The organism is Clostridium brassicae, from assembly GCF_026738875.1.
Classification (GTDB): domain Bacteria; phylum Bacillota; class Clostridia; order Clostridiales; family Clostridiaceae; genus Clostridium_H; species Clostridium_H brassicae.
Genome location: NZ_JAPQFJ010000021.1, coordinates 15,897 through 32,378, shown reverse-complemented (window position 1 = coordinate 32,378; position 16,482 = coordinate 15,897). Strand labels below are relative to the sequence as shown.

The window sequence follows — 16,482 nt, the reverse complement described above, 5'->3', positions numbered from 1 at the left end:
TGTGCTCACTACAAACGTTTACAAAAATGCTGGATTTTTTATTAATATAAAACAAAAATAAAGTGGACCAACAGGTTATGCAATAAACCCAGCTAGAGATTTAGGATCACGTATAGCAGGTAAAGGAGATTCAGATTGTGAATATTCATGGATACCAGTAATTTGACCTATTTTAGAAGGCATATTAGGAGCTATTATGTTTAATTTGGTGTTTTAAAAAGCTATTCTAAATATCTTTAAATTCGTAACAAATTAGTCTGGCTTACTTTACGAGAAAAGAATGATGTACAATAGATTAAACTATAATTTGAAATTTCACATAGATTTGACTAGTTTAAAATAAGAGAATAATGGCATATAAAATTTAGGACACTTGTGAGAATGAGTATTTCCCTTATAAAGTATTCAATACCATTTTATGTATTAATAGTAAAAACATAAAAAAAATACAAAAAAATAATAAAAAAATACTTGAAAAATAATAAAAACTAATGTAATATAATATATAAGAAAACCAAATAATTTTAGGCAGAGAATAGAGAGCCGTTTTTAAATATTAGGAATCAACCTTATTAGGATTTTATTTCTAAAAATCTAGGTGGGGTTTAATTCGAATTTTAAAAGGGCTTATTTTTTTGTGCTTGCTACAAACGTTTACAAAATGCTAGATTTTTTATTAATATAAAAGAAAAATAAAAAGGAGGAGTAAAAATGACTACTTATATGGCAGAATTTTTAGGAACAATGATTCTTATTTGGCTAGGAGATGGAGTTGTAGCATCTGTAGCACTTAACAAAAGTAAAGGTAAAGATGGTGGATGGATAGTTGTAACAGTAGCCTGGGGACTTGCAGTTGCTATTCCTGCATACATTTTTGGTGGAATCAGTGGGGCACATTTAAATCCAGCAGTTACTATTGGAAATGCATTTATAGGTAAATTTGCATGGAATCAAGTGGCAGGTTATATAATAGCACAGATGTTAGGTGGTATTGTAGGTGGTTTATTAGTTTGGTTAACTTATTTACCTCATTGGAAAGAAACAGAAGATAAAGCTGCAAAATTAGGTGTATTCTGTACAGCACCAGCAATAAGAGATTTTAAAGCAAACTTTTTAACTGAAGTTTTAGCAACTGCTTTATTAGTTTTTGGCTTACTTGGACTCGGACAAGCGGAGATGGTTGCAGGATTTGGAGCATTTGCCGCAGGATTATTAATAGTAGTTATTGGACTTTCTTTAGGCGGACCAACAGGTTATGCAATAAACCCAGCTAGAGATTTAGGACCACGTATAGCACATGCTATTCTACCTATAGCAGGAAAGGGAGGTTCAGATTGGGAATATTCATGGATACCAGTAATTGGACCTGTTTTAGGAGGTATATTAGGAGCTATTATATTTAATTTAGTATTTTAAGGAATTATTTTTAATATTTTTGAATTAATAACACATTAGCATGGTTTACTTTACGAGAAAAGAATGATGCACAACAGATTAAAGCATAATTAAAAATTTTATTAAGTATATTTTAATACTAAAAGAAAGTGATAGGGGGAGTAAAACATGGAAAAGAAGTATATAATGGCACTAGATCAAGGAACTACAAGCTGTAGATGTATAATTTTTAATAAAAAAGGTGAAATGATAAGTGTAGCTCAAAAGGAATTTAAACAAATTTATCCTAAAGGCGGTTGGGTTGAACATGATGCTTTAGAAATTTGGGGCAAACAGGTAGGAGTTGCTGGAGAAGCACTTAATAGTGCAAGAATTTCTCCAGAGGAAATCGCAGCAATAGGTATAACAAACCAAAGGGAAACTACTGTAGTTTGGGACAAAAGAACAGGACTTCCAGTGTATAATGCTATAGTATGGCAGTGTAGAAGAACTTCAGAGTATTGTGATGAGTTAAGAGAAAAAGGATTAGACAAGAAGATAAGAGAAAAAACAGGGTTAGTTTTAGATGCTTATTTTTCAGCTACAAAAGTTAAATGGATACTCGATAATGTAGAGGGAGCTAGAGATCAAGCTGAAAAAGGAAATTTATTGTTTGGAAATATAGATACATGGTTAATTTGGAATATGACTAAGGGCAAGGTTCACGTAACCGATTACACTAATGCATCAAGAACTATGCTTTTTAACATACATGAATTAAAATGGGATGAGGAATTATTAGAATTATTTGGAATACCAAAATCAATGTTACCAGATGTAAAACCATCAAGTTATGTGTATGGACAAACAGAGGAAATATTATTTGGAGTACCTATTCCAATTGCAGGAGATGCAGGTGATCAACAAGCAGCTTTATTTGGTCAAGTTTCATTCAAAGCGGGAATGGCTAAAAACACATATGGTACAGGATGTTTCTTGCTAATGAATACAGGAGAAAAAGCAGTAGATTCTAAAAATGGATTATTAACAACAATAGCAGCAAGTACATCTGATAAGGTTGAGTATGCTCTTGAGGGTAGTGTATTTATAGGCGGAGCAGTAATTCAATGGCTTAGAGATGAACTTAGAATGATAAAAAATGCTGCAGAATCACAAAAATATGCTGAATCTGTAGAAGATTCAAATGGAGTATATTTAGTTCCTGCTTTTGTTGGTATAGGAGCACCATATTGGGATCAATATGCAAGAGGAACTATGGTTGGGATTACAAGAGGTGCTAAAAAAGAGCACATAATAAGAGCTGCTTTAGAATCTATGGCATATCAAACATATGATGTTTTGAAAGCTATGGAGGAAGATTCACAAATAGAATTAAAAGCACTAAAAGTAGATGGTGGAGCATGTCAAAATGATTTCTTAATGCAATTCCAATCTGACATATTAGGAGTACAAGTTGATAGACCAGAAGTTATAGAAACTACAGCATTAGGAGCAGCATATCTTGCTGGACTTGCAGTTGGATATTGGAATAGTAAAGAAGAATTAGTTGCTAATTGGGCTATATCAAAAGATTTCCAATCAAACATGGATGAAGAGAAGAGACAATCTTTAGTTAAAGGATGGCATAAAGCTGTAGAAAGATCTAGAGATTGGGAAGAAAGATAATTAAAAATGAAAATATTCTCTAAAATTGTTGAAAAGGCTTAGATGTTGTGATAAAATTTTAATATAAATAATAAATTGGCTGAGAATGAGAGAGCCTTAATTTTAGAGGGGATACATATATCCACTTTAAATTAAGGTTCTCTTTTTTGTTGATATTAAGGAGGAATAATATGTTTGATATTACTATTATTGGGGCAGGGGTTACAGGCTGTGCAATAGCAAGAGAATTATCAAAATATAATCTTAAAACATGTGTTATTGAAAAAGAAATTGATGTGGCTTCAGGAACAAGTAAGGCTAATAGTGGAATTGTACATGCTGGAGAAGATCCAATGCCAGGTACACTTAAAGCTAAATTAAATGTAAGAGGAAATCAAATGTTTGATAAGCTTCAAGAAGAACTAGAATTTCCTTTCAAAAGAAATGGTTCCTTAGTTCTATGTTTTGATAAAGATAAAATGGGTGAATTAGAAGAGCTTAGAGAAAGAGGAATAAATAATGGTGTTCCTGACACTATGAGGGTAATAAATAGAGAAGAAGTTTTAAAAATAGAACCTAATATATCAGAGCATGTAGTAGGAGCGTTAACACTTCCTACTGGTGGAATAGTTTGTCCTTACGAGCTTACTATTGCTTTGGCAGAAAATGCGAGTACTAATGGTGTAGAATTTAAATTAGAAACACAAGTAAATGGAATTGAAAAAAGAGAAGATAGATATGTTTTACAGACTAGTAAAGGTGATATAGAAACTAAAATAGTTATAAATGCAGCTGGAGTTTTTGGAGACGATTTAAATAATATGGTAAGTGAAAAGAAATATCACATAATACCAAGAAGAGGAGAGTATTGTTTATTTGATAAATCAGTAGGAAATACTGTTTCAAGAACTTTATTCCAGCTTCCAACTAAAATGGGAAAAGGTGTTTTGGTAACGCCAACTGTTGATGGTAATTTAATTATTGGACCAAGTGCTAATAATATGGAAAACAAGGAAGATGTTAGTACAACAAGAGAAATAATGGAATCAATATTAGAGAAATCTAAAATGAGTATAAAAGAAGTTCCTATGAGACAGATTATCACATCTTTTGCAGGCCTTAGAGCTCATGAAGTTGATGGTGATTTTATAATAGGAGAAGCAGAAGATGCAAAAAACTTTATAAATGTAATAGGTATTGAATCACCAGGGCTTACAAGTGCTCCTGCAATTGGAGAGATGGTTAGAGATATTATTGTAGAAAAATTATCTCCTGAAAAAAATGAGAACTTTAATCCTATAAGAAAGAGTATACCTAAGTTCAGAGAAATGAATAATGATGAAAGAAGAGAGATTATAAAAAAAGATAAGGGCTATGGCAAAATAGTATGCAGATGTGAAACTGTTACTGAAGGGGAAATAAGAGAAGCTATTAGAAGACCTATCGGAGCTAAAACTTTAGATGGGGTTAAAAGGAGAACAAGAGCTGGAATGGGAAGATGTCAATCTGGTTTCTGTTCAAATAGAATAGTAGATATTTTAGCTGAAGAATTAAACATTTCACGTGAAGAAGTAACTAAATTTGGAAGAAAATCTAATCTTTTAGTGGAAAATATTAAGGATAGTATTCAATAAAACACATTGGAGGTCTTGATATGCAAGAATACGATATAGTTATAATTGGAGGAGGTCCTGCAGGACTTGCTGCTGCTATAAAGGCAAAAGAAGAAGGAATGGAAAATATATTGATTTTAGAAAGAGATTCGAGATTAGGAGGAATACTAAATCAATGTATCCACAATGGTTTTGGGCTTCATACATTTAAGGAAGAGCTTACTGGACCGGAATATTCTCAAAGATTTATAGATAAAGTTGAGGAAATGAAGATTCCTTACAAACTAAATACAATGGTACTTGATATAACTAGAGATAGAGTTATAACAGCAGTTAATCAAGAAGATGGAATTATAGAGATACATGCTCATGCGATAATTCTTGCTATGGGATGTAGAGAAAGACCAAGAGGAGCTATCAATATACCAGGAAGCAGATGTGCAGGAGTATTTTCAGCAGGAACTGCTCAGAAATTTGTAAATATAGAAGGTGAAATGCCAGGAAAAGAAGTTGTAATATTAGGTTCTGGAGATATAGGACTTATAATGGCAAGAAGAATGACTTTTGAAGGGGCAAAAGTTAAAGCAGTAGTAGAACTTATGCCTTATTCAGGTGGACTTAAGAGAAATATTGTTCAGTGTTTAGATGACTATGGAATACCACTAAAATTATCTCATACTATAACTAATATAGAAGGTAAAGACAGAATAACAGGAGTTACAATAGCAAAAGTTGATGAAAATTTAAAACCTATATCTGGAACAGAAGAATACATCAAGTGTGATACCTTACTTTTATCAGTAGGATTACTTCCTGAAAATGAACTTTCAAAAAGTGCAGAAGTTAAGCTAGGGGTAACAGGTGGTCCGGAAGTTGATGAAAGAATGCATACTAATATAGAAGGAATATTTGCTTGTGGTAACGTGCTTCATGTTCATGATTTGGTTGACTTTGTTACAGAGGAAAGTTATAAGGCTGGTAAAAATGCTGCTGATTATATTAAAGGTAAAAGAGCAGAAGGAGAAATTATTGAGCTTATAGCAAAAGATGGAGTTGGCTATACAGTTCCAAAAGTAATTCATAGAAATAATGTTGATGATAATGTAGATGTAAGATTTAGAGTTAGAAATGTATTTACGGATAGTTATATATCTGTGTATTTTGATGATAAAAGAGAAATACACAGAAAGAAGAAAGTTTTAGCTCCAGGTGAAATGGAAACAGTTAAGATAACTAAGAGTATTTTTGAAAAATATCCTAACTGCAAGAGTATAACTATTAAAGTGGAAGGTGAGTAAAGATGTCTATAAGGGAACTAATATGTATAGGCTGTCCTATGGGATGCCAACTTGAAGTTGAAATGGAAGGTAATGAGGTTAAAAGTGTTAAAGGAAATGTATGTCCAAGAGGTAAGTCTTATGCAGAAAAAGAATGTACAAATCCTACTAGAATAGTAACTTCATCTGTATTGGTTGAGGGTGGAGATATGGAAGTTCTTTCTGTAAAGACAGAACATGATGTACCAAAAGATAAGATTTTTCAATGCGTAAAAGCTTTAAAGGGAGTAAAGGTAAGTGCCCCTGTAAATATAGGTGATATAATTGTAGAAAATGTAGCTGATACTGGAGTAAATATTATATCTACTAAAAAGGTTGTTGCAGTATAATAATGCTGAAATGCAATATTATTCAACTAACAGCTTACAGTTGTCAGTTTCTAATGAATGAGAAATTTCTTTCTTATGTCATAAAACATTTGAATAAAAGAATAAGTCCTCAATGAAAAATTAATTTTTCATTGAGGACTTTATTACATTTCCCAAATTTTCTCATCCGTTGTTGAGATTCCAATAGCACCAGCTTTAATACTTTGAATTACGTCTTCCTTATCTTTTATTAGACCACCTGCTATTACAGGTCTGTTAGTTTGTTTATTTATAGTATAGGTTATTTTACCCATGATCCCGGGCAAAATTTCTGCTGCATCTGGGCGAATAGTTTTTAGTGATTCGATAGCATTATTTAAAGAAAGAGAATCGATTATAAAAAACCTTTGAATTGCAAACATATTCATGTCTTTTGCAGCTTTTATTAAGGTTGATTTTGTAGATATTATTCCATCAGGTTTTATATTTTCATGAATATATTTTAAGGCAGTAACATTTCTAGAAAAACCGTCTATTAAATCTATGTGTATAAATATACATTTACCTTTACTTTTAACTTTGCTAACGATTTCTTTTAAATTAAATATATCTCCTGTAAGTAGAAAAACTATTTCACAGGGTGATGCAATTGCCTTGTCTAACTTACTAATATCTTTAACTGCTGCTATTATAGGATTAATTTGTATTCTGTCAAAAAAAGCTTTTTTCAAATAGCCCACTCCCTTCATCTAATCTTGTTCTCAAATTTGATTTAAAAAATGTAGTTTTAAATATACTATTAAATATTTTTTTAGGCTCAGATGATATAGATTTGTTAGAATAAAACTTCATCTGAGCCTTAGTAAAGTTAATTTAATAAAATTTCTTGTAAGGTAAAAGTATATACAGTACTATATAATTATTATACATATTTTTTATTATAATAAAAAGAGCAAAATTTATTTTGATTGAAATTTATTGAAATTTTACAATAAATTATAACTGTATAGAATCTAAGAGGATTTTTCTAATGCTATAAGTGCTGCACCTAAGGCACCAATGATTTCAGGTTCTTTAGGAATAAATATTTTATGATTGAGTTTTTTTTCTAAGCACTGAACAACTCCTATATTTTTAGCTACTCCACCAGTCATCATAAAACCTTCTTCACGTTTAACCCTATCTATTAAAGAAAGGGTCCTATTTGCAATAGAATTACAAATACCATATATTATATCACTTTTTTCTTTGTTTTCAGCTATGAGAGAGATTACTTCAGATTCTGCAAAAACACTGCACATACTTGTTATATCTATATTTTCTTTGTGTTTTAATGAAAGAGAGCCCATTGTATCTATAGATACTTCAAGAGTTCTAGACATCATTTCTAAAAATCTACCTGTGCCAGCAGCACATTTGTCATTCATAGCAAAATCTTTAACATTACCCTCACTATCTATTTTAATAGCTTTGCTATCTTGTCCACCAATGTCTATTATAGTTCTAATATTTGAATTTAAAAAGTTAGCTCCTTTAGCATGACAAGTTATTTCTGTTACTGTTTGATCTGCAAAAGGTATACTCACTCTTCCATATCCTGTAGATACTATATAGCATAAATCTTCTATACATAGTTCTGATTTTTTTAGAACTTCATTAAGGGCTTTTTCTACGCCTATGGAGCTTTTAGAACTTGTTTTTACAATAGAAAAAGAAACTATTGACTTATTTTCATCTATAATTACAGCATTAGTAGAAGTTGAACCACTATCAATTCCAAGAGCAAATTTATTTTTGTGCACTTTATTAACAGGTGATGAATAATTTTTTTCAACAGATGTGGAAAACTTATTTAAGGATTCTATAAAAGCTTCTATTCTCGTCCTAATTTGACCTTCACTTTGTTCACTATAATCTGTTTCTATTTTAATCATAGGAACATCTATGTTATTTTTTAAATTTGAATATTCATAGGAGTAAAAATCGCAAAATTTAATTGTGTGATAAATTATACCTGAAAAATTTTCTTTTAAAATAGAATTACGTTTATCTATGTCGGCCATTCTAAGACAAGGGAAGTAATTTAATATATTTTTAGCATATTGAGTTAGAATATCTACATCATTATAGATGTTATTGTAAAGCCCATAGTTAGAGGTACATGTAAAATTATAGACTTGTGCATTGCTGAGTTTTTCAATATATTCTATTAAAGAATTTTTACATCTAGCTCCCATAATAGCAAGCTTAAGAGAAGTGCTAGTTCTATTATTTATATCATTGTTTTTATTATTTACAATTTTTTTAAATTCTTTTTCATTAAATATTTTTTTACTGTAATGCTCGTAGTGGTTAATTAATTTAAATATTTCTTTTTTAAATAATTCTATGGAGCAACAAGAATTCTTCTTAGGAATGTCAATTATGTGGATAAAGTTAAAGTTATTTTGAAACTTTAGTACATCATATAAACGTCTTATACTATCACAGCAATTTACAAGCACTAATTCTTTTATTTGTTTTTTTAAGCAAAACTCTAAAACAGACTTACAATAAAAACACATATTTGGGTGCATTAATGTATCGGAATTATGAAAATTTGTTATGTAAGGGTCTATTTTTATTACTTCTTCCCCAAAGCTCTCTAAAATCTCTATAGGAGTATATTTACATACATAACCTATCATTTATATAACCTTCTTTCTTTGGGTTGTGTCTATTATTTCTAGAAAAGCTTCTACCCTAGTTTTTATCTGACCGTCTTGAGTATTACGTCTGTCCACTCCATCTCCATCAATAGATAAGAATGGAATATTATTTTCTTTTAATAAATCTTTTAGGATCATAGTTCCACCAGTAGATTGCTTACACCCCCAATGACAGAAGTTTATTACAGCATCTGCATCAAGTACTTTAGCAGTTTTTAGTATGTTTTTAGCTTTTTTTTCAAAGCTACCATTGTATTGATTTAAAAGCATTTTTTTTGCTAAGGCATTAAATGGATTATTATAGTCTAATTCCTCCATATAATCAAAACTAAAATCACAAGTTAAAAGCTGATACTCTCGACTTAAGTTAAAGTAATCTTTTAATGTTTTATGATAAAAAGGCAGAAGATGTACCCATAAAATTTTTTTACATGATGTTCTATTAAAGTATTGGATATCTTCTGATTGCATTTTGTAAAATTTATAAGTTTCTTTTCTACCAAGGGCAACATGAGAAGTGAAAAGTTTATACATTTCTAAAGTAAGTGTATTTGGAAAATACTTTGTTTTAAGTTTATTATAGAATAATTTCCTATAATATAAAGTAGAGTTTTCTAATATTAAAATTTCTTTCAACTTGTTTACATCTAAACTTTTGCTCATGGCGTCTTCTATCATACATACCATTTCTTTTATTTGATTTGCAACATATGATTCAGTATCTTTGTTATATTCATAAGGTATATCTATAATGTAAAAAGGTATATTATAGTTGTGTGAGCAATGTCTAAAGGTATTTATATTAGCATCACAGATCATAGAAGAAGTAACTGCAAAAGACGGTTTAGATATAAGTCCTGAATCTATAGCTCCTAAGAAAGCCTTATGATATGAGCACAGAGTTTCTGAAAATCCACAATTTGAGGCATAATCTATAAAATAATCTTCGCATGTAAAACCAGATAAAAATGAAGAAAATGCTTCAATAAATAAAGGATAAATACCCATAGCATGAAGTATTTCAGTTGGAGCAAAAAGATTGACTAAGCCACAATTATTAGGATTTCGGAGTGGTTCTAATATATATTGAATACATATTTTATTGAGATATTGAAGAGAAGGAGGTAAATGTTTATCTCTAAATTTAGAAACCCTTAGTTTTTCAAGAGATAGACCAGTTTTTATTAAGTTTAAAGCAGTTTGGGGATTATACATAGATTTTTTAATTAAATTTCCATATCTTTTAACAATATCCACATAAACACTTCCTTAATATAATAATAAATTATTAATAGCTTGATTCATAATTTATTATAGCAGAACAGATGAGAAATAATTCCAGATTTCATATAAATTAAAATAAAAAACGCCATACATGGATGTGGGAGGGAAATACAAGATTTCTGGATCCATGTATGACTTATGTTTTGTTACGAACTTACGATTTAAAATATATAGAAATTTCTTGTTTATTAGTAGTACAATTTAAAATCTTTACCTATACTTTATATTGTATTATTTGTTTATTTCAATGTCAATAAAAGTATTAGCATTATTTATATTAATATATTAATATATTAATGAATTTCATAAAAATAGTATGTTTATTGATATATATCAAATTTATTTTGTTTGTTTTTTTTATATGAGACATAAGGGCTAAATGTTAATACTTGTAGCTAGTCAATATTAAATGTATAATAACTATATTAATTAATTTATTGTAGAAAAATGTTTAAATTAATTATAGAAAGTTTTAAATGAATATTAGTTTTACAGTTTGCTAAAATATCTAAATTTTATAAATTAGATGTTGATAATTTATAAGAAATTATGTCAATAATAGATAATATATAGTTAGATGTAGTAGGTAAAAAGTGATATTAAATATGTGTATTATTTGTTTTGTAAAATATGACATGATTTTATGTAGATTATAGTAATAAACGCTAATTTAGATTTTTAGTTATTTTTATAGGAGGATGTAGGATGTTTAACAACAAAAAACTGAAATACTTAATTTACTATGTTACAGGTGTTTTAATTTTACTTATAATATTAAACTCTGTAATGAGGAGCTTTGGAACAGAACATATAAAATATAGTGAATTTGAACAAATGCTTTCACAGAAAAAAATTGAAGAAGTCCAAATAACAGATAATCAGCTTATAGTTGTTCCTAAGCCAGGAGTAGAAAATAAAAAGATACTTTATACTGCAAATATTGAAAAGCTTAATGCATCTGATTTACTAGTGAAATTAAAGGCAGCAGGAGTAAAATACGATGGGCCTGTAAAAAACCAAAATCCTTTCATGAACTTTTTCTTGGAATGGGTATTGCCATTACTAGTATTTATGGTTATAGGTAGAATAATATTTGGAAGTATGGAAAAAAGAATGGGTAATGGTGTTATGTCTTTTGGAAAGAATAACGCAAAAATTTATGCTGAAAGTGAAACAGGAAAAACTTTTGAAGATGTAGCAGGTCAAGATGAAGCTAAGGAATCGTTAGTAGAAATTGTGGACTTTTTACATAGGCCAGAAAGGTATACGGAAATAGGAGCAAAACTTCCTAAAGGAGCTCTTTTAGTAGGACCTCCAGGAACAGGTAAAACACTTCTTGCAAAAGCAGTTGCAGGAGAAGCTAAGGTACCGTTTTTCTCTATATCCGGATCTAGCTTTGTCGAAATGTTTGTAGGAATGGGTGCCGCTAGAGTTAGAGATTTATTTAAGCAAGCAGAAGAAAAGGCTCCTTGTATAGTATTCATTGACGAAATAGATGCTATAGGAAAAAGTAGAGACAATGGAGTAGGCGGAGGAAATGATGAAAGGGAACAAACATTAAATCAGCTTCTTGCTCAAATGGATGGGTTCGATGCTTCTAAAGGGGTTGTAATTCTAGCAGCAACAAATAGACCAGAGATTTTGGATAAAGCTTTGCTAAGACCAGGTAGATTCGATAGAAGAGTTATTGTTGATACACCGGATTTAAAAGGTAGAGAAGCTATACTTAAAGTTCATGCAAAAGAAGTAAAAATGTCTAATGAGGTTAATTTAGAATCTGTTGCAAGATCAACGCCAGGAGCAGTAGGGGCAGACCTTGCTAATATAGTAAATGAAGCAGCTCTTTTAGCAGTTAAAAAAGGCAGAAAAGAAGTTATACAAGAAGATTTAGAGGAAGCCGTTGAAATAATTATCGCTGGTAAAGAGAAAAAAGATAGGATAATGTCCACTAAAGAAAAAAGAACGGTTGCTTTTCATGAAGTTGGTCATGCATTAGTTGCTGCTTTATTAAAACATACAGATCCTGTTCATAAGATAACTATTATACCAAGAACAATGGGAGCATTAGGTTATACTATGCAACTTCCAGAAGAAGAAAAATATCTTGTAAGTAAAGAAGAAATGATGGATAAGATAACTGTAATGCTTGGAGGTAGAGCTGCAGAGGAAGTAGAATTTAACACAATATCTACGGGTGCTTCAAATGATATAGAAAAAGCAACTCAAACTGCAAGAAATATGGTTACTATATATGGTATGACTGAAAGATTTGATATGATGGCCTTAGAGTCTGTTTCTAACAGATATTTAGATGGTAGACCTATTAGAAATTGTAGTGCTCAAACAGCAGCTTTTATAGATGAAGAAATGTTAAGAATAATAAAAGAATCTCATAACAAAGCTATTAAAATATTAGAAGACAATAGAGAATTATTAACTAATATTACTGAAAGACTTATTGAAAAAGAAACCTTAATGGGAGATGAATTCATGGATATGGTTAGAGAAGTATATCCTGAGATACCATCAAAAAAAGAGAAAAAAGATAATAATAGTGAAATCAAGAATGAATATATTGAGGAAAATAAAGAAAAAATTAAAGAAGAATACTATCCACAAATTAAAAAAGATGATAATGATGAGAAAAAAGAGGAAGATAATAAAGAAATTAAGGAAGAAATTAAGGAAGAAATTAATAATAAAAGTCAAGAAGATGACAAGAAAATTAAAGAATAAAAAACATAATATCCATATAACTATAGTACAATGCACAATGTATTGTACTATAATTATATGTATTGTATTAAATTTTTTTAGAAAGAGATGATTGAATGAAAAATAATGATTTTGAAAAAGAAATACAAAAAGAAATACAATTAGAGTTTGAAAAAAATAGATTAAATGACACTATTAATATAATAAAAGAAGAGATAATAAACTGTATTGAAAAGAGGAAAAATATTACACAGCATTTAATAGATACTAGAAAGAATGCTGTAGAAGAATATAGAGATGACGAAGATAAGTTAATAGAATATTTTGATCATGAGAGATTTGTAAGAGAAGAAAGTTTTAAGTCTATAGATAGGAAGCTAAAAGAATATACAATATTGCAACCATCACCTTACTTTGGAAAAGTGACTTTTGAAGAAAAGGAGATTCAAGGAGAAGATTCTATATATGTAGGTAGATTTGGTGTTACTCCAGAGGAAGCTTACGAGCCTGTAGTCGTGGATTGGAGAGCTCCTATATCATCTTTATTTTATGCTGGTAAATTAGGTGAGGTAGAATATAATGCTCCTCTAGGAAAAATTAAAGTAGATGTAAATGGCAAAAGACAATTTATAATAAAAAAAGAAAATCTTATTGGTATGTTTGATTCTGAAATAGATGTAAAAGATGAGATACTTCAAATGGTTTTAAGTAAAAATGCAGAGGACAAGTTAAAAGATATAATAATGACAATTCAGCAAGAGCAAGATGATTTGATAAGACAACCAAAAGATAAAACTATAGTTGTAGACGGAATAGCAGGGAGCGGAAAGACAACAATAGCTCTTCATAGAGTAGCATATTTACTTTATAATTATAGAAACATTCTACAAGATAAGGTGCTTATACTAGGACCTAACAGTATATTTATGGAATACATATCAACTGTTCTTCCTAGTTTAGGTGAAATAGGGGTTAGGCAGCAAACTTTTAGAGACTTTGCAATGGAAATTTTAGATTTAAAGACTATTATGGAATTTAGAGAGTATATGGAAAAAATAATAAATAAAGATGAAGAATTTATAAAAGAAGTTCTTTTTAAAACATCTGAAGGATATATGAAAGAGTTAGATAAGTTTATTGAAGTTTTAAATAAAAGCTATTTTATAATACAGGATCTTGTTTTTGAGAATAATGTAATAGTTCCTAAAGAGGCAATAAAGGATTTATTTGATTATTATGAAAATATGCCGTTGTTTAGAAGAAGTAAAAAAATAAAGAGAATACTTTTTGCTAAGATAAGAGATAAAAGAGATGAGAAGGTAAGAGAAATTGAAAAATGGTACAAAGAATCTTTAGCTAAAATGGATGAAGAGAAGAAAAATTTAGAAGGATCTGAGCTAATATTTAAGAGAAAGCTTAAAATTAGAAAAGTTATAAAAAATGCTATGATTGCAAAGAAATCTCTTCAATGGTTAGATAATGAGAAAGTTATAGATTTATATAATAACTTAAATAGTAATAAGATACTTACTATAGATGATTTAGCACCAATTTTATATTTAAAGCTAAAGTTAGAAGGATTAAAACTAAATGAGGAAATAAAACATGTTGTGATAGATGAGGCCCAAGATTATAGTTTGCTTCAACTTATAGTTATTAAAGAGTTAACGAAGTGTAAGGCTTTTACTATTGTAGGTGATAAAAACCAACGACTAATTCCTGTATTAGGAGAAATACCTATGCTAAATCTTAATGGCATATTAGAAAATGTAGAGTATTTTAATTTAAACAAGAGCTATAGATCAACTAAGGAAATTATGGAATATGCAAATAAGTATCTTGACGATGATAAAATAGTTCCATTAGTTAGAAGTGGAGATTTAGTTATTGATAAATATATAAATTCAAAAGAAGAGTTTATAAAAGAAATTGAGAATGTCCTTGGTAAATTGAATAGTGAAGGGTTTGAAAGTATAGCTTTAATATGCAAAAATAAGGAACAAGCAAAAAAAGTATATTCTCTTGTAAACAGAAAAATTGGAATAAAACTAATAGATAGTGAAGAAATAATTTATAATAAAGGTGGGGTAGTTATACCAGCTTATTATGCAAAAGGTTTAGAATTTGATGCTGCTATTATTATAAATTGTGAAAATAACCAAATGATTAAAGAAGATAAGTTAATGTATGTTATGGCAACAAGAGCTTTGCACAAGCTTTATGTTTACAATATTAAGTTCAAATAAGTAATAAAAACATGGATTCAATTCTAGAATTGAATCCATGTTTTTTATAGTTTAAAGATTTTTATATTCTTTTTCATATTTTAAAATTTTGGTTATTACATCATTAGTTATTTTTTCAACTTTATCAAAGTTCATATTAGGTACATATAATTTTTCAAGTTCATCGTGTAGAATTTTTGCTTGAGAGATAATAGACAAACCTTTATTTAAAAGCATATAAAAAGTTTGTTTTGAAGCATCTATTTCAGCTTTACTTCTTTCAAGGAGAAGTTTATTTTGATAATCTGACATATTTATTTGAATTCCTTCAAAAGTTTTTTTGTTTATTTCATTAGAAGTTAAAATAGCAGTATTTATATTTGGTATACATATATGCTCTATTCTTTCAGGAATCAAAGGATCATGGTAAACCTCAACAAAAAGTCCTCTCTTTAAGGCCTCCTCATAGATATATCGCATAACTGAAGTTTTATAAGTTCCAGGTTCGCCATTTAAAACATATATTTGTTTATAATCTTTATATATAGAGTCTATATAGCTTACGATACCATTAGGAGTAAATGCAGTGGCAAATAAATGTCTATTATTTGCAGCAACCGAAACTGTGGTATTCCTAAATAGTATATTTTTTAAATCTTCTATAAAAACATTTATCTTTGAAAAATTTAAAGCGTCTAAATTATAATAGTTCCAGTCATCATGAATTATCTTAGCGGCACCTATATATCTATATGCATGTTTAAAGGTTTTTCCTATTTGTTTATTAATAGATATAATAGAATTTCTATAGTCTTTAAAATTATTTTCTATCCAACATTCCCCCATATTTAGAATTTCATCTACAGCACCAGGATTTATAGGATCAACTACATGTGGGGATGTTCCATCAAGTATTGCTACATTTAATTCTTTTATAACTACACCATCTAAAGAATTGTTATCAGAAGAACAATGATGATATTCTATGTCATAACCTTTTTCATTAAAATATTGTCCTACTTTTTTCATAAGGGTGGACTTTCCTGTACCAGGACCACCTTTAAGGCATATTATTCTTCTTGCATTTTCTTGAGGCATGATATATCTATAGAAAGAATAAAATCCTTTAGAAGTATTACCACCAGGGAAGAAATGCTTAAAATTACCTTTCATAAAATCACACTCCTATTTTCATATCAGTACATTATATTAAAAGAAAAACAAAAGTTTACAAAAATTTTTATAAGTACAAT

11 protein-coding genes are annotated in these 16,482 nt (G+C 29.3%); 7 read left to right on the top strand and 4 right to left on the bottom strand.

Translation table 11 applies throughout. The features are described from left to right. The first annotated feature begins 711 nt into the window (after positions 1–711). The 5 genes from OW729_RS16200 to OW729_RS16180 all read left to right on the top strand — a co-directional run bounded on the left by OW729_RS16200 (position 712) and on the right by OW729_RS16180 (position 6,318). Entirely contained in the window at positions 712–1,416 is a 705-nt protein-coding gene (locus OW729_RS16200; protein WP_268062597.1) for an MIP/aquaporin family protein, read from the top strand. Between the two features lie 147 nt (positions 1,417–1,563). Further along, on the top strand, positions 1,564–3,060 hold the full coding sequence (gene glpK / locus OW729_RS16195; protein WP_268062596.1) for a glycerol kinase GlpK: 1,497 nt from the start codon (positions 1,564–1,566) through the stop codon (positions 3,058–3,060). A 170-nt stretch (positions 3,061–3,230) separates the two neighbouring features. Beyond that, positions 3,231–4,673, top strand: a complete 1,443-nt coding sequence (locus OW729_RS16190; RefSeq protein ID WP_268062595.1) for an NAD(P)/FAD-dependent oxidoreductase — start codon at positions 3,231–3,233, stop codon at positions 4,671–4,673. A gap of 20 nt (positions 4,674–4,693) precedes the next feature. After that, the gene (locus OW729_RS16185) at positions 4,694–5,950 is read left to right on the top strand and encodes an NAD(P)/FAD-dependent oxidoreductase (protein ID WP_268062594.1); all 1,257 of its coding nucleotides are present in this window, start codon (positions 4,694–4,696) and stop codon (positions 5,948–5,950) included. A gap of 2 nt (positions 5,951–5,952) precedes the next feature. Then, positions 5,953–6,318 (top strand): DUF1667 domain-containing protein, encoded by a 366-nt coding sequence (locus OW729_RS16180; protein WP_268062593.1) that lies wholly within the window; start codon positions 5,953–5,955, stop codon positions 6,316–6,318. Between the two features lie 143 nt (positions 6,319–6,461). Here the strand turns inward: OW729_RS16180 and OW729_RS16175 are convergent, their stop codons facing one another. The 3 genes from OW729_RS16175 to OW729_RS16165 all read right to left on the bottom strand — a co-directional run bounded on the left by OW729_RS16175 (position 6,462) and on the right by OW729_RS16165 (position 10,262). Continuing rightward, positions 6,462–7,037, bottom strand: a complete 576-nt coding sequence (locus OW729_RS16175; protein WP_268062614.1) for a glycerol-3-phosphate responsive antiterminator — start codon at positions 7,035–7,037, stop codon at positions 6,462–6,464. A 273-nt stretch (positions 7,038–7,310) separates the two neighbouring features. Beyond that, positions 7,311–8,984: an acyl-CoA dehydratase activase gene (locus tag OW729_RS16170; RefSeq protein ID WP_268062592.1), complete on the bottom strand. Its 1,674-nt coding sequence runs from the start codon at positions 8,982–8,984 to the stop codon at positions 7,311–7,313. Further along, on the bottom strand, positions 8,985–10,262 hold the full coding sequence (locus OW729_RS16165) for a 2-hydroxyacyl-CoA dehydratase subunit D (protein ID WP_268062591.1): 1,278 nt from the start codon (positions 10,260–10,262) through the stop codon (positions 8,985–8,987). It lies immediately after the preceding gene. 732 nt (positions 10,263–10,994) lie between these two features. On the opposite strand from OW729_RS16165, the gene ftsH reads away from it, so the two are divergent. Together ftsH and OW729_RS16155 are read left to right on the top strand one after the other, a co-directional pair. Next, positions 10,995–13,025 (top strand): ATP-dependent zinc metalloprotease FtsH, encoded by a 2,031-nt coding sequence (gene ftsH, locus OW729_RS16160; RefSeq protein WP_268062590.1) that lies wholly within the window; start codon positions 10,995–10,997, stop codon positions 13,023–13,025. Between the two features lie 95 nt (positions 13,026–13,120). Next, positions 13,121–15,250, top strand: coding sequence for a HelD family protein (locus tag OW729_RS16155; protein WP_268062589.1), 2,130 nt, complete (start codon positions 13,121–13,123; stop codon positions 15,248–15,250). 51 nt (positions 15,251–15,301) lie between these two features. Here the strand turns inward: OW729_RS16155 and OW729_RS16150 are convergent, their stop codons facing one another. After that, a complete protein-coding gene (locus OW729_RS16150) occupies positions 15,302–16,402 on the bottom strand; it encodes a PRK06851 family protein (RefSeq protein WP_268062588.1) in 1,101 nt (366 codons plus the stop codon). Positions 16,403–16,482: the final 80 nt, after the last annotated feature.

What these genes read in the sequence shown, in the direction of transcription:
- OW729_RS16200 (WP_268062597.1), top strand. Translation starts at nt 712, where the DNA reads ATGACTACTTATATGGCAGAATTTTTAGGAACAATGATTCTTATTTGG.
- OW729_RS16155 (WP_268062589.1), top strand. Translation starts at nt 13,121, where the DNA reads ATGAAAAATAATGATTTTGAAAAAGAAATACAAAAAGAAATACAATTA.
- OW729_RS16185 (WP_268062594.1), top strand. Translation starts at nt 4,694, where the DNA reads ATGCAAGAATACGATATAGTTATAATTGGAGGAGGTCCTGCAGGACTT.
- glpK (WP_268062596.1), top strand. Translation starts at nt 1,564, where the DNA reads ATGGAAAAGAAGTATATAATGGCACTAGATCAAGGAACTACAAGCTGT.
- OW729_RS16150 (WP_268062588.1), bottom strand. Translation starts at nt 16,402, where the DNA reads ATGAAAGGTAATTTTAAGCATTTCTTCCCTGGTGGTAATACTTCTAAA.
- ftsH (WP_268062590.1), top strand. Translation starts at nt 10,995, where the DNA reads ATGTTTAACAACAAAAAACTGAAATACTTAATTTACTATGTTACAGGT.
- OW729_RS16180 (WP_268062593.1), top strand. Translation starts at nt 5,953, where the DNA reads ATGTCTATAAGGGAACTAATATGTATAGGCTGTCCTATGGGATGCCAA.
- OW729_RS16170 (WP_268062592.1), bottom strand. Translation starts at nt 8,984, where the DNA reads ATGATAGGTTATGTATGTAAATATACTCCTATAGAGATTTTAGAGAGC.
- OW729_RS16190 (WP_268062595.1), top strand. Translation starts at nt 3,231, where the DNA reads ATGTTTGATATTACTATTATTGGGGCAGGGGTTACAGGCTGTGCAATA.